Source organism: Bacillus haynesii (assembly GCF_014042035.1).
Classification (GTDB): domain Bacteria; phylum Bacillota; class Bacilli; order Bacillales; family Bacillaceae; genus Bacillus; species Bacillus haynesii.
Genome location: NZ_CP059494.1, coordinates 961,291 through 987,470, shown reverse-complemented (window position 1 = coordinate 987,470; position 26,180 = coordinate 961,291). Strand labels below are relative to the sequence as shown.

The window sequence follows — 26,180 nt, the reverse complement described above, 5'->3', positions numbered from 1 at the left end:
TTCCCTCCGCTCGTTTAATGGAATCCGAGTAAGTCGGTTATATTTTTTAAAGCTTCCTCGGTCAGCTCGCGATCATCAAAGTCGCTGACGGTTTTCTCTGTTTCAGTCTTACTGAGACAATGGTTCATCAGCTTTCTGAGAAAGTACTGGCAATCTTGGGAAAGCCGTTCAATGGTTTCTTTTTGAAAACGATTGGTTTCATATGTCATGTTTACGGTCAGTTTGCCTTCAGCTACGAGTGCGCTGATGTCAAGCGACTGTTCTCGCTTCCAAGTGCCGGTGATATCCTCGCCGCCCCCCAAAGGAGAAAATGTAAACGCATCAAGCTGTTCTGTTTCGGTTTGCACCCGGTTTGCGATTTCAAATTGCCCTAGATAGTTAAAGGTGATATCAGGTGCTTTGCCGAATTCGATCTTTGCTTTTTCGGGCGGTGTCATATATTTGAGAACCCCGTATCCAAATCCTTTGTCAGGTATCCGTCTTAATGTGTCTTTTGTTATTTTTAATGTGCGGATCATATATTCTTCATGATGGTCATCCCATGTATTGGGTTCAAGTTGAAGCAAGACTGGATATATGGCGGTAAACCACCCTACGGTTCTGCTGATATCGTGATGTCCCGCCTCAGATTGACGACCGTGCCCTTCAAGCGCGATTTTTAGCGCCTGCTGCGGCGCCCATTGCTGAATAGCGAGTACGGCTGACGCCAAAAGCAAGTCCTGGGTATCCGTATTGTAAGCATTGTGCACATCTTTTAGGAGCGCGTCTGTTTCTTGTTGAGCCAAAGTAAATGATACGGTGTTTCGTTTTTTCAAAGCGGATTTGTCGATATGTGTCTGCTCTTTTGGCAGTGCAACTGTTTCATGTTGTTCGATGGCGCGCCAATAGTCTGCTTGCTGTAATAGTCGCCGGCTTTCAGCATACTTGGCTAATTGTTCGGTATATGTTTGGAATGATGCGGTTTTTGGCGGGAGTGCTATGTCATCTCCGCGAATCGCCTGCTCATAGCCGGATGCCAAGTCTTCCAGGATAATTCGCCATGATATGCCGTCGACGGCCAGGTGATGGATAGAAAGAAATAAGTCATCTCCTTCACTCGAGCGGAAAAGCCCAGCTTGCACCTGCGGTCCGTTTTCCAAGTCCATTGCTTTTTGCAGTTCACGAACTTGGTGTTTGATGATGTGTTCATTGTCTGTTGACGCGCCAGTCAGATTGATGATTCGCAGGTTGTAAAGCTGATCCTCCCCGATGCTCGCCGGACGATTGTACAGGCACAAGTCCCCTCGTTCATCTTTGGCAAATATCAGCCGCAGTACATCGTGATGGACGGTTATCGCTTTTAGCGTTTTTCTCAATGCATCTTCATCTAACGGATTTGCCCGATGCAGCATAACCGACTGATTAAAATGGTGCGCTTCTTTCATATCTTGAGACAGGAACCATTTTTGCACCGGTGACCACTTAACCTCGCCTTCAACAGATGCTTGGCTGATCGGTTGTTGCGATGAACGGACATATGGCGCCAATTCTTGGATTGTCGAATGGCTGAAGATATCTTTTACGGCCAATTGTTTTCCTGATTGATGCAATCTCGCTGAGACTTGCAATGCCTTAATGGAATCTCCGCCAAGCTCAAAAAATGACTCATCAATTCCGATCTTGTCAACACCAAGCACCCCGCACCAGATGGCAGCCAATTCTTTTTCAATATCAGTGGACGGAGCAGTAAATGTTTGTCTAATCTGTGCCTTGTGCGGGATCTTTGCTAGTGCGCGCTTATCCAGCTTCCCGTTTGGCATGGTAGGCAATGCATCAAGCGTTTGGAAAAACGCCGGAACCATGTAAGCCGGCACTTTTTTTGCCAACGCTTTGCGCAGCATACCACAATCTGTGCCGCCTTCAACAACAAGATAAGCGCAGAGTTCCTTATACCCCGCTGCGGTAACAGAATCGACCACAGCTGCTTTTTTTACTCCGGCAAGGCCGGAGAGAGCCGCCTCCACTTCTTTTATCTCTATCCGGTGGCCTCTGATTTTGACTTGTTCATCCATCCTGCCGACATACTGCAATGTGCCGTCCGGCAGCCATTTCGCCAAATCCCCCGTCCGATACATACGCTGATCTGGATGGAACGGATCTTGAACGAAAGCTTGAGCCGTTTGCTTAGGAAGATTGATATAGCCTCTTGCAAGCCCCGGACCTGTAATGCAAAGTTCTCCGGTCACACCGATAGGCTGCAAGTGATTTCCTTTTAAAATATAAACATGTGTATGATCAATCGGCCTGCCGATCGTGACGTTTTCCTGACGTTTTAACTGTCTGGCCGCAGTGGTCGTGATGCTGTTTTCTGTCGGTCCGTATTCATTGGCAATTTCTGTGCCGGGGCAGATCGAGAAGCTTCGATCCAGCAAATTCCGGTCAATCGCTTCTCCCCCTAATGCGACAACTTGCAGTGTTTGTGTATCTTCTGGCTGCAATACGTCAAGCAGTGTCCGATACAGAATCGGAATGAGATTCATATGTGTAATGCCGTAATGGGCCAGGTATTGTTTAATGGCAAGAATGTCTTTCGCTTCTTCTTCAGTCGGGATGACGATTTGCGCTCCTGATATAAGCGGTGCAAACATACTTGTGACAAATGCGTCAAAGGAAAAAGAGGAAAGCTGAAGTGCGATATCATTGTCATGAAATTCATAAAAAGCGCTTCGCCACTGGAGTGTATGAGCAACTCCCCTGTGTTCCCCCATGACGCCTTTTGGCTCGCCCGTCGTACCGGATGTATAGATGATATAGGCCAAATGTTCAGGTTCAGCAGCAGATAGAATAGGTGTGGTGTCCTGTTCCCGTACATCTTCAATCAGCAGTACTTCACCTTTAAAACCATCAGGTACTTGATGATATGCCTTGCGATCGGTGATCAGCAGTTTTGCTCCGCTGTCGGCCAATACATACCGTTTGCGTTCGTCCGGATATGCAAGGTCAATTGGGACATAGGCGCCTCCGGATTTCCAAGTCCCGAGGATGGCCGCGATTAAGCCCGTTGATTTGGGAATCATGATACCTACAGCGAGATCCGGACCAATCCCGCGGTCTTGCAAAGTTCTCGCTATTTTATTTGACCATTCGTCTAATTCTTGATAAGTGAGCGCGCCTTCCCGAGTGATGAGAGCTGTTGCCCTCGGCGATTTTGCCGCCTGGCGGGCGAACAATTCATGAACGGTTGTGTTAGGGCGGTGTCGTTCTGTGATCCTGTTGAAGCTCGTCATCAGCAGCTGTTGTTCATTAGCTGTCAGCATGCTGATCGCTTGCAGTGCTGTATGCGGCGCATGGACAATGTGCTGAAGCATTGTCATGAAATGAGATATCCAGCGCTCGATCGTTTCTTGTTTAAACAAGGATGATGCATATTCAAACCGAAAATGTATGCGTTCATCCCCTTCTGAAACTTGCAGTGTCAGATCAAACTTTGACACGGTCTGAGACATATCGGCAGGCTGAATATGCAGTCCATCCAGGAGAAACTCTTGATGCTCCATATTTTGTACGACAAGCATAGCGTCAAACAGCGGATTGCGGCTCATATCACGGACGACGTCGATCCGGTCGACAAGCTCCTCAAACGGATAATCCTGATGCTCGAATGCCTCAAGTGCCGTTTGGCGGATCTCTCTTAAGAAATCAGTGAAACGTTTGTTTTCTGTCGGATAGGTTCTCATCGCCATTGTGTTGACAAACATCCCCATGACTGGCTCTAAGTCTTTGTGCGGCCGCCCGGCGATCGGCGAACCGATGATGATGTCTTCCTGTCCGCTGAGACGGGCAAGAAGTGTGCTGTATGCGGCAAGAAGAACCATATAAAGGGTGCACCCGTTGTCGCAGGCGATCTTGTAAAGGCCGGCTGAAGTGTCCGCATCAAGTGAAAATGACACGTGGTCTCCGGTAAAGCTCCGCACCGCCGGGCGGGCGTTGTCAGCCGGCAGATCCAGCACCGGCAGCTCAACGTCAAACTGCTTCAGCCAATAGGCCTGCTGTCTTTTGTACACCTCCCCTTGTTTGAATGCCTGTTGCCAGACGGCGTAGTCTTTATATTGAATCCGCAGCGGGTCAAGCGTCCGGTTGGCGTACAACTCGCTGAATTCGCGGATCAAAGTGCCGACAGACACCCCGTCGGAAATGATGTGATGCATGTCCACCAACAACAGGTGGCGGTCCTCCGCTTCCTTCACAAGAGCGGCGCGGAAAAGCGGCGCTTCTTGAAGCTGGAACGGACGAATAAAGTCTTTAGCCGATGCCAACTCCATGAGCTGAAATGGGACATCGTCATGGATGAGCTGAACGGGCTCACCGTCTGCCCCGGTTTCAAACGACGTCCTGAGCGATTCGTGGCGGCTGATCAGCTGCCTGAAAACCTCAGCAAGCCGGGCGTGGACGAGCGGACCTGTCAACTTAAGCGCTGCAGGCATATTGTAGCCTGTGCCGTCTTCGTCAAGCTGCTGAAGCACGTACATTCGCTTTTGCGCCGAGGACACCGGATAGGTGTCCTGTTTTTCCGCCGGTTCAATCGCCGCATATGGGCTCTCATCCAATTCCTGAATCACGGCTGCGAGCTCTTCCAGTGTCGGCTTGGCAAAGATCTCCTTCAGCGGCACCTGCACGCCAAACTCTTTGGCGATGCGGGAGACGAGCGCAGTCGCCTTCAGGGAGTGGCCGCCTTGTTCGAAAAAGTGGTCGCGAATGCCGGCAGGGCCGTTTTTCAGCACCTCTTCCCATAGCTGGGCGAGCTTCATTTCCGTGATGGTTCGCGGCGCGGTGTAAGCGCGTCGTTCAGCCGCTCCGGCGGGAGCAGGCAATGCCTTGCGGTCAAGCTTTCCGCTCGGGGTGACAGGCCAGTCACGCATCTCGATGAAGGACGAAGGCATCATGTAGGTTGGCAGTCGCTTGGCCAGCTCTGCCTTTACAGTCTGTTGATCTTGCCCTTCAATATAGGCATAAAGCGCGGTTTCCTCCTCTTCTGTCCGGGCGACAACCGCCGCTTCCCGCACACCGTCGATTTGTCGAATTACCGCTTCGATTTCTCCCGGTTCGATCCGGTAGCCGCGGATTTTCACTTGGCCGTCCGTGCGGCCCAGCCATTCAACGGTGCCGTCCGGTAGCCATCTTGCTAGATCCCCTGTTTGATACATGCGTTCCCCTGGATAAAACGGATCTTCGAGAAACCGTTCTTTTGTCAGTTCCGGCCGATTCAAGTAGCCCCTTGCGACGCCAGCGCCTGCGATATACAATTCTCCTCGACATCCGAACGGCAGAAGCTGCCGCTTTTTATTTAAAATATAGAGTCTCATATTGTGTCCTGATCGGCCGATCGGAACATGGTGAAGCACTTTCCTTTTAGGAACATCAAAGTATGCTGCTTCTACCGTCGCTTCCGTCGGTCCATAGGAATTTGTCAATTCCACCCCCGGCAGAAGCTCATGAAAACGGGAGACGAGGTGCGCTCCCAGCTGCTCTCCGCCTGCAAAGACTCCTTTTAAATGTCCGATGTCGGCCGGTTTTTTTCTATGATTCATATATTCCAAGAATGAGTGGAGCATAGAAGGGACAAAATGAGCCGCTGTCATTCGCTTTTCCTCCAGCGCTTTTAAGATGATTTCAGGATCTTTTTCCCCTCCTTGAGGAAGCAGATAAACAGAAGCCCCGGCAAACGGCCACCAGAACAGCTCCCATATTGAAGCGTCAAACGAGTAAGACGTTTTATGCAGAATCATGTCCGAGTCGTTCAGCCGGTAGCGGGTTTGCAGTGAGTATAAAAAGTTGACCGCGGACCTGTGTTCCACCATGACGCCTTTTGGGCGTCCCGTTGAGCCGGATGTATAGATGATATAGGCTAAGGCATCGGGCGGCACCGGGAGTTTCGGATTGGCTACCGCTTCTCTGTGATTCACGCGGCCGTCATCAAGCGGCAAAATGGTTCCCTCAAACATCGATGCTTCGGCAAGATTAGATTCTGCAAGCAGGATCTTTGCGCCGCTGTCCTCTATTAAAAAATGGATCCGTTCTTTAGGATAGTCCGGGTCGATCGGCAAATAAGCAGCTCCCGCTTTTAAAATGCCATAAATCCCAATCAGCATCTCTGGTGAACGTCTCCCCATTATGGCAATCACATCTTCCTGTTGAATACCGCGGTCTATCAGCTTCCAAGCGATTTGATTGGCTCGTTCATTCAGTTCTCTATAGGAGATGGAGACGCCATCTGCCAAAACGGCCGGACGATCAGGCGTCTTTTCCGCCTGCTGTTCGAGCTGATAATAAAGCGGCTGATCCAGTGGGAAATCGATTTTTTTCATCGGGCTGAAGTTTTGCAGAAGTGCGCTTTGTTCCTTTTTCGACAGTATTGATAACTGATCCAGTTCCAACTCAGGATGCTGTGCTGCGTTTTGGGCCAAAGTTTTAAAAAAGTCGGCCCATTTTTGGATCGTTTCCCGTTCAAACAAATCTGTACTGTATTCAAACTGACAGTATAATTGTCCGCCGCTTTCGGCCATATACAGTGACAGGTCGAATTTAGAAATTGGATGGCTGATATCTTTCTGTCGAAGCTCAATGCCATCCATCAACAGCTCTTGCCGCTCCATATTTTGCAGTGCAAACGTTGTGTCAAAAAGCGGGTTTCGGCTCATCTCCCGCTGAACAGCGAGACGGTCAACCAGCTCCTCTAACGGATAATCTTGATGTTCATAGGCTTCAAGAGCTGTTCCTCGAATGTCCTGTAAATATTTTTTGAAAGATATTCCGCTCACCGGACGTGTTCGAAAAGCCAATGTGTTCACAAACATTCCGAGCACGGATTCAAGATCAGCATGCGGTCTGCCCGCGATCGGCGAACCGACGATGATCTCTTCCTGACCGCTTAGCCGTGATAATAAAACGTTGTATATTCCAAGAAGCGTCATATACAGCGTGCACCTGTTTTCTCCTGCGAGCTGTTTTAAACGTGATGTAAGCTCTTGACTGATTACAAACGGTACCCTGTCACCTGCAAAGCTTTTTGCCGCGGGACGCGGTTTATCCGTTGGCAATTCGAGCACTGGCAGCTCCCCGGCCAGTTGTTTGAGCCAATATGATTCTTGCCGCTTGTATATGTCACTTGTTTTGAATGTTTCCTGCCATGCGGCATAGTCTTTATATTGAATGCGTAACGGGGCCAGTTCATGTCCTTTATACAGCTCGCTAAATTCCCGCATGAGCAATTGGATGGAGACACCGTCTGAAATAATATGGTGCATGTCCACTAAAAGCAGATATCGTCCTTTTTCAATAGTCACAAAGCCTGCCCTGAAAAGCGGAGCTTTTCCAAGATCAAACGGCCGGATAAATGATTCAGATGAAGATTCGCTCAGAAATTCAAACGGCACCTTTTCATGAATCCGCTGCACCGGCTCGCCGTCTTCTCCTGCCTCGAATGATGTCCTAAGGGGCTCATGCCGGCGGATCAGTTCTCGAAATACAGCTTCTACCCTCAGTCGGTCGAGCTCGCCTGTCAGCTCCAAAACGGCCGGAATGTTGTAGCTGACTCCTCCGCTATCAAGCTGGTGCAGAACATACATCCGTTTTTGTGCGGAAGAAACCGGATATGTCTCCTTTGTCCGTACTTGCTGAATCGAGGCAAACGGGTTTTCCTCCGCTTCACTGATGACAGCTGCCAACCCTTCTACGGTCGGATGAGCAAAGACATCGCTTAATGGAATCTGAACGTTCCATTCTTTGGCGATGCGAGAGATGAGCGATGTTGCTTTTAAAGAATGGCCGCCCAGTTCAAAAAAGTTGTCGCGGATGCCGACTGGCCCCCTTTTCAGTACATCTTCCCAAAGCTGTGAAAGCCTGAGCTCATTCAAATTGCGAGGTGCGGCATATGACTGAAGCGAAGCAGATGATGTTGGTTCTGGGAGGGCGCTTTTGTCGACTTTTCCATTTGCGGTAAGCGGAATCGTTTGCACGTCAGTCCATTTTACAGGCATCATGTAGTCAGGGATGACGTCGGCCAAATCGTGACGTAATGCAGAAGGGTCGATCGGTTTTCGCGTGCTGTAGTATGCGCACAATTCATGTTCCCCTTCACTGTCTTTCTGAACAAGGACAACCGCTTCCTTAACAGCAGGATGATTCGTCAATGTCACCTCAATTTCCTTCGGTTCGACCCGGTAACCCCTGATTTTCACTTGATCATCAGTCCGGCCGATATAGTCGATTTGTCCGTCTGTGCGAAGCCTTGCGATATCTCCTGTTCGATACATGACGGCTCCCGCTCTAAACGGATCGGGCAAAAACTTCTGTTTTGTCAAGTCTGGATTGTTGACATATCCTCTCCCGACGCTCGCGCCGGATATATAAAGCTCTCCTGCTACACCGCGGGGCTGAAGCCGTTTGTGTTTGTCAAGAATATACATGGCGGTATGGCTGATCGGTTTACCGATCGGCGGAGCATCCGGGATGTCGCCCTCAGGATGAATGGTGCATGTCGAGACGACATGGGTTTCCGCCGGCCCGTAATGATTATGCAAGCGTATGTCTCGCTGCTTTAGCAGAGCCTTAAAAATATGCGAGACCGTCAATTGCTCTCCCGCTGTAATGACATGCTTGACACAGCTTGGAAAATTGTTCGCATAGTGTTCTTCGTTAAAAAGCATTTTCACAAAAGCCGTCGGGAAAAAGACGACTTCTGTTTGCTGCGTATTGATCAACAAAAACAACTGAGCTGGGTCACGTTTGATTGATTCAGGCGCGATGCAAAGCGTGCCGCCGCTAAGCAAGGTGGTAAACAGTTCTTGATAGCAGACGTCAAACGCACAAGATGCATACTGCAGCACATTTGTTTTGAAATCAATACGTGAGTTTTTAAATTGGTCTTCAAGCAAGTTGGCCATATTTCGATGTTCAAATAAAACGCCCTTCGGTTTTCCCGTTGTCCCTGATGTATACATGATGTAAAGCAAATCCTCCGCTGTGTTTACCGTCTCGACATTGCTTCCGTCTCTTTCTGCATCTGCTTCTTCTATAAATGTCACACTGCACTCTGTTCCGACTGATTTTGCAACAGCCGCCAAATTGCGCTGCGATACAATGTGCTGACAGCCGCTGTTTTCTATACAATAGCGAATGCGTTCAGCAGGATGGTTCAGGTCAATCGGAACAAAAGCCGCACCCGCTTTTATAATGCCGAGGACTCCCGCCGCTAAAGCGGGAGATCGTTCGACCATGATCGCCACCGGCTCCTGGCGTTTGACACCCCGTTTACGGAGAAGGCGCGCAAGTTTGTTGGCCGTTTCATTCAGCTCTTGATAGGTGATCGACTGCCCTTCGTAGTGAATGGCTTTTTCATCAGGTGATTGTGCCACCTGAAGTTCGAACATCGACTGGATCGTTTCATATTTGCGCGGCTTCGTCTCTATTTTCAATGTGCTGAGCAGGTTTTCATGTTCCTGCTTTGTTGTGATTGTCAATTCCTCCGGGGGCAAATTCGGATTTTGCAGCACTTGTGCGATAATATGCTGCAAGTGGCCTTTGACGCTTTCGATGAAAGAACGTTCATGGATGCCGGAATCAAATCTCATTTTGAGATGAATGTCTTCTCCTGGTGCCACCATCAGATAAAAGCTGTAGTTGGTCTCGTCTTCCATGTTGAAATCATGAATGTGAAACAGATCATCTGCATTTTGTCCGTTGTTCAGCAGTGCGATTTCTTTTTCAACAGGATAATTTTCAAAAACAAGAATATGGTCGATTAAGCCTTGTTTGACGGCGGATTCCGCCTGTATCTCATATAGTGGGTGGTAGCTGTACGGCTGCCCATTGAGCGCATCTTTTTGCACTTGTTTGATCAGTTTCACAAAAGGCACTTTTGTACCGGTAACCCGCACCGGCACCGTGTTAATGAAAAGGCCGATCATCCGCTCTATTCCTGCAATTTCAGACGGCCTGCCGGAAATAACTGAACCGAAAACCGCATCATCCGTCTGATTATAAGCTTGCAGCAAAATTCCCCAAAGCGTGTGAAAAATGGTGCTCAGTGTGACTTCTTCCTTTGCGGCCAGCTCTTTCAGCTTGGCCGTAACTGTTTTAGAAAGGGAAAAGGTGACTTCTTCTTGTCTGTTTTTGGCGCCCGCTTTTTTTAGCTTTGGCAGCCCGCTCTGCTGGTCATATCCTTCAAGATATTGCTCCCAGTATCGGGCGGCTGCTTCTTTGTCCTGCTCCATCAGCCATTGAATATAAGTCCCGTAAGGCACAGCAGGCTCAAGCTTTAATGGTGCTTGGTGCAAAAGGGAAGCGTATATATGGAAAAACTCCTTCAGGACAATCCCGAGGCACCAGCCGTCCATAATGATGTGATGGAAGCTCCAAATGCATGTGAATTCGCGTTCCCCTGTTTTGAAAAGAATGACGCGCATCAGTCCATCTTTTTGCAAATGAAACCCTTTAGCCCTGTCTGTTTTTTTGACCTCATCGATCAATGCGAGCTGGCTGGATCGGTCCAAATGAGTCAGATCTTTTTCTTCAACGGTGATCGTCCGTTCTTTTAAGACGACCTGCTGTGGAACGGATACATTTTGACTGACAAAAATCGTTCTGAAAATGTCGTGCCGGGCGCACAGAACAGCGATGCTTTTCTGAAAAATGTCTGTGTCAACCTTTCCTGTTATTGAAAATGAGGCTTGTTCGACGTATGCCTGTGAGTCCTTTTTGAGAAGGTTGTGAAATAGCATGCCTTCCTGCATATAAGAAAGCGGATAAATATCCTGAATCTCATGCTTTTTTGTCATATTTTCTCCCTGCCTCCTGTTTCTACAGTTCTTCGACAAAGCTCGCAATACTGCCCAAATCTTCCGCTGTTAACGATTGGCTGCTAAAATCGCTGACCGTTTTTTCTGTTTCTTGTTTCCCGGCGCAATGATTGATGATTTGGTGCAAATATTGTTTCAACGTATGCAACAGCTGTTTCATTGTTGTTGTTTGGAAGCGGCTTGGCGGATAGCTCAAATTGAAATACAGCTGATTTTGCCTTACCATGGCGCTCATCTCCAGCGTTTGTTCGCGCTGCCATGTAGGTGTAATGTCTTTCCCGCTTGCAAGCCCCGAAAAGCTGAACATTTGTTGGCGTTCTGTATCATTGAATTGCCCTAAATAGTTAAAACCGATTTCAGGCGCTTTGCCAAACTGAATTGTTTTGTTTTCAGGTGCTGTTAAATATTTTAAAATGCCGTATCCAATTCCTTTGTCCGGTATTCTGCCGAGCGTATCTTTGACTGCTTTTATCGCCAGCCCCAGTTCGCCTTCAGCTGCGTGTAAATCAATCAATACAGGATACATTGAAGTGAACCAGCCGACCGTCCGGCTGATGTCCAATTCAGGAAGGATCTGTTCCCTTCCGTGTCCTTCCATCGCAATGCGCAGTTTTCTTTCTCCCAGCCAATCACACAGAGCTAATGATACGGCCGTCAGCAGAATATCCTGGGTGTCTGTGCTGTAGGCGCTGTTGACCTTGTGGATTAAAACGTGCGTGTCTTCTTCTGAAAGGGTAAAGCTTACCGTTTTCCGAATGTTGTCCGCAGCGCTTTGCGGTTTTTCACAAGGAAGCAAAGCCGCTTTTTCTTCTTCAACAGTGCGCCAATACGATTGTTCACGAATGATCTTGCTGCTCTCTGCGTATTCCGAAAGCCGATTTGCGAAATATTGGTATGAGTCCGTTTTCCGCGGAAGCTGGACCGGTTGTCCTGCGACCGCCTGACTGTATGCTGCCGATAAATCCTCAAGCAAAATCCGCCATGAGACCCCGTCGACGACCAGGTGATGAATGGTGAGAAATAAATAAGCTCCCGACCTTGTGTTGAACAAGCCTGCTTTTAGCAGTGGGCCTTTTTGCAAATGGATACTGCGCTGCAAACCAGCGACTTCGTCTTCAATCATGTTCTCCCATTGTGCTGTTTTAGAAAGGTCTCTTATGTTCAGACTGTAAAGTTCTCCATGAATCCCTCTGTTAAATTGCTGCAGTCGTCCGCCGTCATCGCTGATTGTCATGCGGAGGGCATCATGATGGATAACAAGATGCTGTAAAGCCGTCCGCAGCGGCTGTTCCTGAAATCCTTCTGAGCTGTGAAGCATGACAGATTGGTTGAAATGCTGCCGCTCTTCGATATGCTGCGCGAGGAACCAGCGCTGAACGGGCGTCCAAGGAACTTCTCCTTCAATCGGCCGCTGATCTATACTTCTCTCAGTCTTGCGGATGAAAGGTGCGGCTTCTTTAATAGTTGGATGGCGGAATAAGTCGCTTGCCGTGATTTTCAAGTCAAAACGTCCAAGACGAGCAGATACTTGGAGGGCTTTAATCGAATCGCCTCCCAGTTCAAAAAACGAATCTTCTATACCGACTTTCTCAACGCCGAGAACCTCTTGCCAGATCACGGCAAGCTGTTCCTCCAGCTGATTGCGCGGAGGGGCATATGCTGTGTTGATCGTTGTGGTCTCCGGTTCAGGCAGTGCTCTTCTGTCGAGCTTTCCGTTTTGTGTCAGAGGCAAGGCGGCAAGCTCAACCAAATGCGCCGGAACCATAAACCCAGGCAATTGTTGAGAAAGAAGAGATCTGACTTTCTCGATATCCATTTCCACTTGCAGACTCATATAGGCAAGGAGTTCTTTGTGTCCCGAGGGACCGGTTCTCACGATAACGGCGGCTTCTTTGACACCGTCAATCTGCCGCAATGCTGCTTCAATTTCTCCCAGCTCAATCCGGTAGCCGCGAATTTTTACTTGATCGTCCATCCGGCCGATATATTCAATCGTCCCATCTGGCAGCCAGCGGGCCAAATCACCGGTCCGGTACATTCGTTCACCAGGTGCGAAGGGATTTGGCACAAATTTTTCTTTCGTCAGTTCAGGTCTTCCGAAGTAGCCTCTGGCTAGTCCATCCCCGCCAACGCATAATTCTCCGATTACACCAATGGGCTGCAATGTCCCGCGGCTGTTGACAATATAGGCGGTTGAATTAGCGATTGGACGGCCGATCGGAATGGAATGCCTATACTCGTGTTCGATCCGGAAGCACGTTGAGAATGTTGTATTTTCCGTTGGACCGTAACCATTCCATAGCGCGAGATCCGGCGACGCGTTGTGTACGCGGTTGACATGGTTTGGCGACAGTGCTTCTCCGCCGATAATCAATCTGGACAGGTCGGAAAATGTTCGCTCATTTTGTTCTGATAATTGATTAAATAAGGATGATGTCAGCCATAAGGTCGTGATTCCGTTATGCTGTATGAATGCTTTGAGCTGATCGGAATCTAAATAGGTTTCTTTGTTACTGATGTATAAACGAGCACCGTTTAAAAGCGGTCCGAATATTTCAAATGTCATCGCGTCAAATCCTAACGAGGCTGTCAATAAAAGCCTGTCTTCAGGTGTAAACGCCATATCGGTGTTTTTCACGAGGCGGACGATACCGCGCTGTTCAACCATTACGCCTTTTGGCGTGCCGGTTGATCCGGATGTATACATGATATAAGCGAGAGAATCAGGACCGCCCTGCTGTTCGGGATTGCTTGCTGAAATTCCAGTCTCAAGCTGGATGTTTTCTATGAATAACCGTTTTCCAGCAACAGGACATTCTAATTGATCTGATTGAAGGAGAATATCTGCTTTGCTGTCAGACAGCATCCATTCCAGCCGTTCTGTCGGCATGTCTTCAGTGACGGGAAGATAGGCTCCGCCGGCTTTTAAAATGCCGAGAATTCCGACTGCAAGTTCAGGCGTGCGATTTGTTAATAGTGCGACAACACTTTCTGAACCGACGCCATTTGCTCGAAGCGCAGCGGCTATTCTGTTGGCCCGTTCGTTTAATTCCCGGTAAGTCAAGGTTTGTCTATCATGTATAACAGCCAATGCATGAGGTGTTTTGGCAGCTTGCTGTTCAAATAAACGGCTGATCGTTTCGTGTTTTGGATAGTCTTGATTTGTCTGATTAAATGTGTCAATCAATACGTTTGTCTCATGTTTATCCAATACATGGATGTCACCGAGATGAATGTTCTGATGTTCGATCACATGTTTGAGAATACGAATATAGTAGGAAACCCATTTCTTGATCGTCTGTTTTTGATAGATGTCTGTGTTGAATTCAACATCAAAACGGATTGTCCCTTGATCTTCTTCAGCTGCATAAAGAGTCATATCAAACTTAGAGACTTTATGCGCGTTATGAGCTACAGTCGCCAAATGCAAGTCATGCAGAGTGAGTGATTCCCGTTCCATATTTTGCAGAACGAACATGACGTCAAACAGCGGATTGCGGCTCATATCACGGACGACGCCGAGCCGGTCGACAAGCTCTTCAAACGGATAATCCTGATGCTCGAATGCCTCAAGCGCCGTTTGGCGGATATCCCTTAAGAAATCAGTGAAACGTTTGTTTTCTGCCGGCTGCGATCTGATCGCCAATGTGTTGACAAACATCCCGATGACAGGTTCTAAGTCTTTGTGCGGCCGCCCGGCGATCGGCGAACCGATGATGATGTCTTCCTGCCTGCTGAGACGGGCAAGAAGTGTGCTGTATGCGGCGATAAGAACCATATACAGAGTACACCCGTTTTCGCGGGCGATCTTGTAAAGGCCGGCCGTCGTTTCCGCATCAAGCGTGCAGGACACATGATCTCCGGTAAAGCTCCGCACCGCCGGGCGGGCGTTGTCGGCCGGCAGATCCAGAACCGGCAGCTCGCCGTCGAGCTGCTTCAGCCAATAGGCCTCCTGTCTTTTGTACACCTCCCCTTGTTTGAATGCCTGTTGCCAGACGGCGTAGTCTTTATATTGAATCCGCAGCGGGGCCAGCGTCCGGTTGGCGTACACCTCGCTGAATTCATGGATCAAGGTGCCGACAGACACCCCGTCGGAAATGATGTGATGCATGTCCACCAACAACAGGTGGCGGTCCTCCGCTTCCTTCACAAGAGCGGCGCGGAAAAGCGGCGCTTCTTGAAGCTGGAACGGACGGACAAAGTCTTCAGCCGATGCCAACTCCATGAGCTGAAATGGGACATCGTCATGGATGCGCTGGACAGGCTCACCGTCAGCCCCGGTTTCAAACGATGTCCTGAGCGAATCGTGGCGGCGGATCAGCTGTCTGAATACCTCATCAAGCCGCGCGCGGTCGAGAGGTCCTGTCAGCTTAAGCGCTGCCGGCATATTGTAGCCGACACCGCCGTCTTCCAGCTGCTGAAGCACGTACATTCGCTTTTGCGCCGAGGACACCGGATAGGTGTCCTGTTTGCCCGCCGGTTCAATCGCCGCATATGGGCTTTCATCCAGTTCCTGAATCACGGCTGCGATCTCTTCCAGTGTCGGCTTGGCAAAGATCTCCTTCAGCGGCACCTGCACGCCAAACTCCTTGGAAATGCGGGAGACGAGCGCTGTCGCCTTCAGGGAGTGGCCGCCTTGTTCGAAAAAGTGGTCGCGAATGCCGGCAGGGCCGTTTTTCAGCACCTCTTCCCATAGCTTGGCGAGCTTCATTTCCGTGATGGTTCGCGGCGCGGTGTAAGCGCGGCATTCGGCCGCTTCAGCGGGAGCGGGCAGCGCCTTGCGGTCGAGCTTTCCGCTCGGGGTGACAGGCCAGTCACGCATCTCGATGAATGATGAAGGCATCATATAGGCCGGCAGGCGCTTAGTCAGTTCTGCCCTTACGGTCTGTTGATCGTGACCTTCAATATAGGCATAAAGCTTCGTTTCCTCCCCTTCTGTCCGAGCGATAACCGCCGATTCCCGCACACCGTCGATTTGTCGAAGCGCCGCTTCGACTTCACCTGGTTCGATCCGGTAGCCGCGGATTTTCACTTGGCCGTCCGTGCGGCCCAGCCATTCAACGACACCGTCCGGAAGCCATCTTGCCAGATCGCCTGTTTGATACATGCGTTCGCCCGGATAAAACGGGTCATCGAGAAACCGTTCTTTTGTCAGTTCCGGACGGTTCAAGTAGCCCCTCGTGACCCCCGCGCCTGCGATATACAGTTCTCCGGCTACTCCGGCTGGCTGGACGGCTTTCTCACTGTCTAAAATATAAAGGCGCGCCCCTGGTACAGGTTTTCCGATCGGAAGCCGCATCCGTTCCTTGTCTTTTTCATGATCGTACAGATAAAATGCGGCATCCACCGTAGCTTCTGTCGGCCCGTAGCCGTGAATGACCGCAGTCTCCGGCAAAGAGCGGGCAAATCGCGCGGCTGTCTGGGGAGCGAGCGCTTCACCTCCGGCGAATACACGTTTCAAGGTTTTCGCAAGGGTTGTCATTTTCTCATCTGTTTCCATTTCCACCTGGTCTAAAAAGCTGTTCGCCATCGCCGGGATAAAATGAGCCGTCGTCACCCCTTCATTGACGAAGGCTTCTGTCATCAAAGCGGGATCTTTCTCCCAGCCCGGCGGAAGCAGATACATGGAGGCGCCGGGTATCATCCACCAAAACAACTGCCAGATCGAAGCATCAAATGAAAACGACGACTTCAGCACGATGACATCATCTTCAGTTAATGGGAACTGCCGCTGCATGCCGGACAAAAAGGCGACAGCCTGGCGATGTTCAACCGCAACCCCCTTCGGTGTCCCGGTTGAACCGGATGTATAGATGACATAGGCGAGTGAGCCGCCATCTGTATGAGCACGAACCGGTTCTGTCTCCGCTGGTTTAGCTTGAAGAGATGACAGATTGACCTCAAGTGCCTCACCGGAAAAACCGGAGACGGATAACCCCGGTCCTGTGACGAGAAGCTTGGCACCGCTGTCGCTCAACATGTACCTGAGCCGTTCTTCAGGATAGTCCGGATCAAGCGGCACGTAAGCGCCGCCGGCTTTCAAAACAGCCAGCACCGCGATCACCATCTCCGGTGAACGATCGGCGAGCACACCGATGACGCTTTCTTCGGCGACGCCTTTTTTCTTCAGACGGACAGCAAGCTGATTTGTGTACTGATCAAGCTCTCGGTACGTTAAGATACCGCCGGAAAAACGAAGCGCCGGCAGGTGCGGCGAAAGGGCGACACGGCGGGTGAATAGACCGTTCAGCGTCGGCGCCAAAGGTGCGGCGGACTCTGTTTGATTGAATTTGTACAGCATCTCTTTGGCGGTCTCTTCGCCAAGCAATGAAATTTGCGCGATTTGCTGATTGGGATCAGCGATGACAGAGCCGATGATATGGCGCAAATACAGTTCGATTTTTTTCATCATGGCTGGATCATACTGTCCGATATCAAAATTTATGCGAATATAAAGCGAGCTTCCCGGAATGATTTTAATGCTGCATCCATAGTTGGTGACTTCCTCCATTTGAAAATCTTCGACTGTGAAATCGAACGCATCGGCTTGATTCAGGCTTTCAATCTCGCGCTGGGTCGGTATGTTTTCAAATACGACAATATGGTCAAACAGCTCCTGTTTCAGCGTGCTTTGCGCCTGAATATCATATAAAGGATAATAATTGTACGCTTCTGCTTTCAGTGTTTCCTGCTGTAAGCAGCTGACCAGTTCCGCAAAGGAATTCGACCCGCTTTTGACCCGGACGGGAATGGTGTTAATAAAAAGACCGACCATTTTTTCTACGTCATCAAGATCAGACGGCCTCCCGGAAATAACTGAGCCGAAGACTGCGTCATCACAGCGGTTGATCTTTTGCAGCACGATTCCCCATAATGCCTGAAAAACCGTGTTCAGCGTCGCGCCTGCGTTCGTGGCCAATTTACGCAGCCCATCAGTCTGCTCTTTAGATACTGTAAATGCCATCTGTTGCAGCGTTCCTTTTGAGGATGTCGATTTTTTGGGCAGTGATGTCGTTTGTTTGACGCTTGAAAGTCTTGTTTTCCAGAATGTCTCTGCTTCTTTTCGATCTTGGCGCATCAGCCATTTAATATACTTGCTGAACGGTTGAACCGGTTCTAAATAAGGAAGCTGTCCCTTTCCTAAAGCCTTGTAAATGGCCAAAAATTCTTTCATCACAATTCCGAAGCACCAGCCATCCATTAAAATGTGGTGATGGCTCCAAATACAATTATATTGCTCATGTGCCCTTTTTAAGATGGATACTCTCATAAGAGGGTCTGTTTGCAAATCAAATCCTTTTTTCTTGTCGTCTTGTTTGAATTGATCGACAAATGCTTCTTTAGCCGCCTCGTCTAGATGAGAAATATCAATAAATTGAAGGCGGATTGGCCGTCTTTTCAAAACGACTTGACGCGGCTTTGCCACATTTTTGTGTATAAACGCAGTGCGGAAAATATCATAGCGTTCAATCAGCGCGTCTAAACTTTTTTGAAACCGTTCTGTATCGAGCGAGCCGTTTATCGTAAACGATGCCTGTTCAAAGTAGGCTCTAGACTCCTGATCCAACAGCGAATGAAACAGCATGCCCTCCTGCATGAAAGATAAAGGATAGATATCTTGTATTTCCGGTTGCTGCACCATCAGCGACTCTCCTTTTCTATAGTTTATTGAAGGCTCCCATAATGTCGCTTAACTCCTCCAATGTTAAATCTTCATCAGTGAAGTCTGTTGCACTTCTTTCATGGGTTTCTTTTTCTGTGCAGTGCTTGATGATCGTTTTAAGAAAAAATTGAACATGGTCTGCCAGAGCTTGTACTGTTTCTTTTTTATATTGAAGCCGGTTATAGACAAAGTGCATGACGAGACATTCTGAAGATACGGCGCCGCTGATATCGATGAGATGAGGCCGCTCCCAATCTGGACTGATCTCATGCCCCGCTTTGACCGGGGAAACGCGAAACCCGCTCGATTTGATCTCTTCGTCAAACTGTCCCAAATAGTTAAAGCTGATGTCGGGACACTGGGAATCTGCAGGTTCCCACATGCCGCTGATGTATTTCAGCACCCCGTAGCCAACGCCCTTATACGGAATACGGCGCAGCATGTCTTTTGTCCGTTTGATGTGGTAGCCGAAACGCTCATGATCATCTGTGGACTCTGGAAGGCTTGTATCGAGTAAAACAGGATAAATCGAGGTAAACCAGCCGACCGTCCGGCTGATATCGATATCCTCCAAATGCGCTTCTCTTCCGTGGCCTTCCAAGCTGATTTTGAATCGATCATTGCCGGTCCATTTGTGAAGCGCAAGGCCTAACGCGGCGAGTAATATGTCATTTGTATCTGTCGTATACGGCTTGTTTACGGCCGTTAACAGACGCTCTGTTTCTTGTTTTGTCAGCCGAATGTCTATGGCGTCTGTATCTTGCAGCAGATTCGTAAGGGTTTCGGCATCTTTCGGAAGCGGTTCAACTATCGCTTGTTCCCTTTCAATCCAGTAATCTATTTCCCGTAATAGCTGTTGGCTTGTTGCATAATCAGTCAGCTGCTTGGCATAGTTTTGATAGGAATCTGTCTTTTCCGGAAACACGATTTCTTTTCCCGCCAGCGCCTGTTTGTATCCGGCGGTCAAATCTTCGAAGAGGATACGCCATGATACTCCGTCGATGACAAGGTGATGAATGACAAGCAGCAAATGATCGCCGTCCGATGCGCGAAAAACGCCGGCTGCAACAAGCGGCCCTGTCTGAAGCTGAATCGATTTCTGAATATGTTCCGCCGCCCTTTCAATCATCACATGCTCTTGAGCTAATGATCCTGCTCCTCTTACATCAAGCAGTTCAAACGAAAACAGCTCCTCTTTGGCAAGCTCTTCGGCTCTGTTGTACTGTACTAAAGCTCCGTCTTGATATCCGCATACCATCCGCAATGCGTCATGATGGATCACGATATGGGCGAGCGCTGTTTGCAGAGCTGTTTCATCAAATCGCGTTGTGCTGTACAGCATGACAGATTGATGAAAGTGATCATGTGACAAAGATTGTGAGAAAAACCAGTGCTGCACAGGCGTCAGCGGCACTTCGCCGCTGACGGGAGCTTGATCAATCTCGCGCCGGACTTTCGTTACCCGCTTTGACAACTCGCCAAGCGTCTGATACTGAAACAGCTCGCGAACTGTAGTTTCATAGCCTTGCTGCTTTAGTCTTGCACATACTTGCAGCGCTTTAATAGAATCTCCGCCAAGGTTAAAGAAGTGAGCGTCCACACCGAGCCCCTCCATTCCTAAGAGCTCTTCCCAAATCTCAGCCATCATCTGTTCAATCTCGTTTCTTGGATTTATACCTTCGCCAGCGCTCTCATTCACAGCCGGTTCTGGCAGCGCATTTTCGTCGAGCTTGCCGTTAGCCGTCAGCGGCAGTTCGTCGACCTGTATGATTCGCGCGGGTATCATATATTCTGGAAGGATCGTTCTGAGAGAGGCGCGAATGTCGTTTTCATTCAGGTTTTGCGCCGTTATCGCATACCCATAGATCGATTGCCGTCCGGCTTTGTCATGTCTTGTTATAACTGCTGCTTCCTTGATTAGAGGCAGTTCTTGAAGGGCACTCCTGATTTCCCCCAATTCAATCCGGTATCCCCTGATTTTCACTTGGGCATCTTTTCTGCCGACATACTCCAGCTCGCCGTTAGGCAGTCTTTTGACGATGTCTCCCGTACGATAAAGGCGTTGTCCCCGAACATATGGATTTGTGATGAACCGGGAAGCAGTCAGCTCATCTCTGTTGATATATCCTCTTGCGACTCCGGCTCCTGCGATATACAGTTCCCCCGGCACACCGACGGGCTGCAGGTTCATATAGGCGTCCGCGACATAGGCTTGAAGGGTTGCCAGAGGTTTTCCGATATTGCTTTTATTGTGTTTCATGTCGGTTCGAGACAGCTTTTTATACGTGGCGTGCACCGTTATTTCGGTAATGCCGTACATATTGATGAGATCCGTTTCTGGATATTTCTCATTCCAGTTCATCAGCATCCCGGGCTGCAGGGCTTCTCCGCCGAAGATGACATAGCGGAGCTGTAAGCGGTCCGGATGCCGTAAATCTTCATCGATAAGCCCGTGAAAAGCTGTAGGCGTCTGGTTTAGCACAGTCACGCCTTCTTTTTGTAAAAGCAGCCGGTAGGCATGGGGATCGCGGGCGGTTTCTTTTGGTACAATGACAATTTTTCCGCCGTGTAAGAGAGCGCCGAATATCTCCCACACCGAGAAGTCAAAACAATAGGAGTGGAACAGCGTCCAGACGTCCTGAGATCCGAATGAAAAAGGCAGGTCATCATGTTTGATCAAGCTGACCACATTGCGGTGTTCAATCACTACACCTTTCGGCTTTCCTGTTGTTCCTGATGTGTAGATCACATATGCCGGCTGTTCGGCTGATATCGGCTGGTGCCGCCTTTCCGCCGCGCCTTTTTCTGCCTCGTCAATATATAAAACAGGCAGGTCAATGGTTTCGTCCCATTGTTGTCCTGATTGGATAAGCAGCAGTTTGGCCCCGCTGTCATCGAGCATAAAGCGAATCCGCTCAGCTGGGTAATCAGGGTCAATCGGCAAATAAGCGCCTCCCGCTTTTAAAATGCCGAGAATGCCAACCAACATATCTAGTGAACGCTCTGTCATTAAACCAACCACTTGCCCTGAACCGATTCCATTTTCATTTAGCATTGCCGCTGTCTGTTCAGCCTTTTCATCAAGTTCCCGGTAAGACAGCTGCCGTTCCTTCATCACGGCAGCTATTTGATCCGGAGTGGCTATTGCCTGTTTTTCAAATAGACTCGCGATGTTCTCGTGTCTCGGGTATTCAGCCGTCTGCCCGGCAGCATCTACTAGCATGTCCTGTTCTTTCGCAGTCAGCATTTGCATGTCGGACAGTTTCATGTCATGATTGGCCGACATGCTGCCGATTAGCGTTTTAAAATGATCAGACCAGCGCGCGACCGTTGCCTTTTCAAATAAGGCGGTACTGTACTCGAAATGACAGCTGATCGTACCGTCATCTTGTTCTTCGGCATGCAAAGTCAAATCAAACTTTGACGAGTGATACGGCAGTTTATGTGATAAAAGCGTCAGTTCCGGTAATTCCATCTTGAAATCATCGCTGTTTTCAAGCACCAGCATAGCGTCAAAAAGCGGGTTGCGGTTCACTTCTCGTGGGGCGTCAAGGTGTTGGACGAGCTCCTCAAACGGATAATATTGGTTATCAACAGCCTCAAGTGTCAGCGTTTTGATCTCTTTCAAATATGTACGGACTGTTTTATTCCCTTCAGGCTTGCTTCGCATCGCCATTGTATTGACAAACATCCCGATCACGCCATCAAGTTCTGCGCGTTCTCGGCCATGTGCGGGCGAACCGATGACAATATCCTCTTGGCCGCTCAGTTTAGAAAGAAAGATTGAGAAGCCAGCCAGCAACACCATATATAACGTTGAACCGGTCTCATCCATTAACTGACGCAGCTTTGCCCCTGTTTCCCTGTCAATATGCGTGGTCAAAGTGTCTCCGCTAAAATCGGGAAGAAGCGGCCGTTTTTGATCAAGCGGCAAGTCCAGCACCGGCAGCGTTCCCTTCAGCACTTCCAGCCAGTACTGTTTTTGGCTGCCGAATGCCCCGGCTGAAAACTGTTCATTTTGCCATACAGCGAAATCTTTATATTGCAGTGTCAATGGAGGCGGCTCTTTCCCGCTGTAAATGTCCGTGAATTCACGAATAAACGTGCTCATTGACATTCCGTCAGCAATAAGATGATGCATATCAAGCAGAAAGAAATGCCGGTCTTTGTTCAACGCGGCTAAGCAGACTCTGATCAGCGGAGCTCTTTCAAGATCAAACGGCTGAACGAACGATTCCATCACTTCATTAAGCGAGTCCTCGGATTGGATGTGCAGCTCTGTCCATTTCACTTCGGCAGCTGATGCGATTCTTTGCATTGGCTCCCCGTTCTGTAAAACAAACGAAGTGCGCAGTGCCTCATGTCTGTCGATTAATGTTGCAAAAGCTTCTTTTAAACGCTTCCGGCACAGTTTTCCGCGCAGTTCCAAAGCAGCGGGCATGTTGTAGCTTGTACTGTCTTTTGCCAGCTGATGAAGGGCATAAAGCCTTTTTTGCGCGAAAGATAAAGGATACAGATCTTTTTCCGGCGCTGGCTGTATCTCTGGACAGATATCCCTTGTCATCTGCTCTATTGCACCAGCCATGCTTTCAATCGTCGGATATGAAAAGACATCGCGAATGGGCAGCTGAACATGCAGCCGCTGATAGATTTTTGAGACAAACGCTGCCGCTTTAAGAGACTGTCCGCCCAATTGAAAGAAATCATCTCGTATGCCGATCCGCTCCCGTTTCAACACTTCCTGCCAAATCAAAACAAGCTCTGTTTCAAGCAATGTGCGGGGAGCTTTCGGCGTGACGTCTGCCCTGCCTGAATGTGCCGGCTCTGGAAGACCGGAGCGATCCAGCTTTCCGCTCGTTGTAAGCGGCATGTTGGGCAGTATTGTAAAGCTGTCAGGCATCATATAGGCCGGCAATTTACCGGCAAGGGTTCTATGCAGGTCCAAGCGCCCTGTTTCCTTTTGCAATACAACATAAGCCGCAAGCTCCTGTTCTCCATCGGCTGTGGTGCGTACGATTGCCGCCGCGTCTTTCACCCCGGAGATGCTGCGGAGCGCAGATTCAATTTCTCCTAGTTCTATTCTGAATCCTCTGACTTTCACTTGGTGATCCAAGCGCCCAAGGTATTCGATCGTTCCATCCGGCAAAAAGCGCGCCTTATCCCCTGTCCTGTACAGCCGTTCTCCTTCATGAAAGGGGTGGGCGGTAAAGGCTTGAACTGTCAATTCCTTTTGCTGAAAGTACCCTTCAGCCAGGCCTTTTCCTGAGATGCATAATTCACCGACAGCGCCGATCGGCTGAAGGAGGTTCCCGTGCATAATATAGACAGATGTATTATCAACCGGACGGCCGATTGTCAATCGCTCACTTTTCTGAAGATCTCGCAGCACCGTCGTCGACACGCTGTTTTCTGTCGGTCCGTATTCGTTTATCAGTTCGGCGTTGCTGCAAATGTCGCGGCTTAAGGTGATTAAATCAGGTGTCACGGCTTCCCCGGCGAATGTCACAGCCCGAAGTGTTTCCGCGTCTTTTTTTGTCAAGGTCTCCAGCAGTACGCGGTATAAGGAAGGAACGATGAGCAGATGGCTGACGCCGTGCCGGGCGATGATTTGTTGAATCGCCAGGGTATCTTTTGCGTCATTTTCATCGGTCAGCAAGACGCAGGCACCTGACAGAAGCGGTGTGAACAGACTTGTTACAGACCCGTCAAACACATATGATAAGAGTTGGAGCGCGATATCACGGTCCGTCATGCTGTATTCTTCCCGTCTCCATTGCAATGTATTGGAAATGCTTTCATGGCTGACGAGCACACCTTTCGGCCGCCCCGTTGTCCCCGATGTATAAATGATGTAAGCCCAATGTCCGCTGCCCGGCTGTATTGAAAGAGAATCTGTCGGTTGAACAGATGTTTCTTCCATTGTGACAATCATCCCCTTGTAATCCGCAGGAACGAACGGCAGCAGTTCTTGTTCCGTAACCAGCAAAGAGGATTGGCTGTCATGCAAGAGAAATGAAAGCCGCTCAGGCGGATGATCCGGATCAAGCGGCATATACGCGCTGCCTGACTTCCAGATGCCGAGAAGAGCTGCGACTGTTTCTTTTGAGCGGCGCAGCATGACAGCTGCAACTTGATTTGTTTCCCTTAGCGCACGAGCGATTTGATTGGCTCGTTGATCTAATTGACGGTAGCTCCAGCTTGTTTCATTCAATCTGAGCGCCTCTTGTTCCGGCGTTTTGGCAGCTTGCTCTTCAAACAGCTCATAAACTGTTTGATCCGGGTAAGATCGCTGTTTGCCGTGAAAGGAATGAATCAGTTTTTTTTCATCAAATGGAACGGGATCAATGCTTGTGATCAATCGATCGGGATCTGACAGTACACATTTGATCACTTCGTTTACATGACCTTGAACCCGAAGTATGTCTTTTGTATCATAGACCTCGGCATTGTAGCTGAATTTCATATAGAACGTCTCACCCGGCACAATGACGACGTTCAAGTCATAATTGGTTTCCTCGGACATGGAAAAATGGTCAAGATCAAGCGCGTTTTTCTCTGATTCCTGCCAGCCGTTTACCGCTTTCTGCATTTGGACGGGATAATTCTCAAATACAAGGATATGATTGATCAGGTCCTTATTTAAGCCGCTTTCGTTTTGAATCTCATAGAGTGGATAATAGCCGTGATCTTCACAAGTCAGGATGTCTTTTTGCACCTGTTTGGCGAGCGAAGAAAATGACATGTCTGCGGAAGAACGAATCCGGACAGGCACCGTGTTAATGAACAGTCCGGCCATTGATTCAATTCCGTCAATGGCGGAAGGCCTCCCTGAAACAACCGCGCCGAATACAGCATCATCAGTCGCGTTGTAGCGGTGCAGAAGCAAGCCCCATATACTTGTAAACAACGTGTTTAACGTTACACCCAATCGCCTTGCTAAATCGGAAAGTTTTTCAGTGGTTTCCGGCTTTAGTGAAAATTGAAGGTGCTTCGGCGTATAAACGCCTTCTGTTGTTTTGCTTTTTGTGCCGGGGACTGAGACAGACTCCCCGTACCCTTCCAGATAATCGGACCAGAAGGCTGCTGTTTTTTCTCTATTCTGACTGCGAAGCCATGTCATATATGTGCTGTAAGGCGCCGGCTTCCCAAGACGGATAGCCCGGCCGTCTCTAAGAGCGTAGTACATGTGGAAAAAATCTTGCAGCACAATACCTAAGCTCCATCCATCCATCATGATGTGGTGGTGGGTCCAGACGCATGTGTGTCGCCTTTCTCCTGTTTGATAAAGGGTCAGTCGCATTAATGGGCCTTTTTGCAGGTCGAATCCTCGAAGCCGATCTGCTCGTTTGCGGCTCTTTATCAACGTTTGCTGCTGTTCAGCCGTCAAGGCGGAAATATCCTCCGTCTGAACCGGTACTTTTCGGTGTGACAGAACGACTTGCTGCGGCCCGTCCAGATCAGGCACCTCTTTTATATAAATCGTTCTGAAAATGTCATACCGGTCAATCAATAGATCCAGACTCTTCTGAAATGAATCCAGACACAAATCACCACTAATGGTGAAGGAAATTTGTTCAACATAGGCGTTTGAATCGGGATGAAGCAGTGAATGAAACAGCATTCCTTCCTGCATATATGACAATGGATAAATATCTTGAATTTCTGTCTCTTGCGCCATGAAT

At 49.1% G+C, this 26,180-nt stretch carries 3 protein-coding genes; all 3 read right to left on the bottom strand.

Going from position 1 to position 26,180, the window contains the following annotated elements; all coding sequences use genetic code 11:
- Positions 1-14: 14 nt before the first annotated feature.
- Genes H2R00_RS04810 through H2R00_RS04800 form a run of 3 tightly spaced genes read right to left on the bottom strand, consistent with a single transcriptional unit; the run spans position 15 to position 26,176 of the window.
- On the bottom strand, positions 15-10,814 hold the full coding sequence (locus H2R00_RS04810) for a non-ribosomal peptide synthetase (RefSeq protein WP_182070574.1): 10,800 nt from the start codon (positions 10,812-10,814) through the stop codon (positions 15-17).
- Between the two features lie 22 nt (positions 10,815-10,836).
- On the bottom strand, positions 10,837-18,477 hold the full coding sequence (locus H2R00_RS04805) for a non-ribosomal peptide synthetase (protein ID WP_182070573.1): 7,641 nt from the start codon (positions 18,475-18,477) through the stop codon (positions 10,837-10,839).
- 16 nt (positions 18,478-18,493) lie between these two features.
- Positions 18,494-26,176: a non-ribosomal peptide synthetase gene (locus H2R00_RS04800; protein WP_182070572.1), complete on the bottom strand. Its 7,683-nt coding sequence runs from the start codon at positions 26,174-26,176 to the stop codon at positions 18,494-18,496.
- Positions 26,177-26,180: the final 4 nt, after the last annotated feature.

Excerpts from the sequence above, each read along its gene's own strand:
- H2R00_RS04800 (WP_182070572.1), bottom strand. The coding sequence starts at position 26,176 with ATGGCGCAAGAGACAGAAATTCAAGATATTTATCCATTGTCATATATG.
- H2R00_RS04805 (WP_182070573.1), bottom strand. The coding sequence starts at position 18,477 with ATGGTGCAGCAACCGGAAATACAAGATATCTATCCTTTATCTTTCATG.
- H2R00_RS04810 (WP_182070574.1), bottom strand. The coding sequence starts at position 10,814 with ATGACAAAAAAGCATGAGATTCAGGATATTTATCCGCTTTCTTATATG.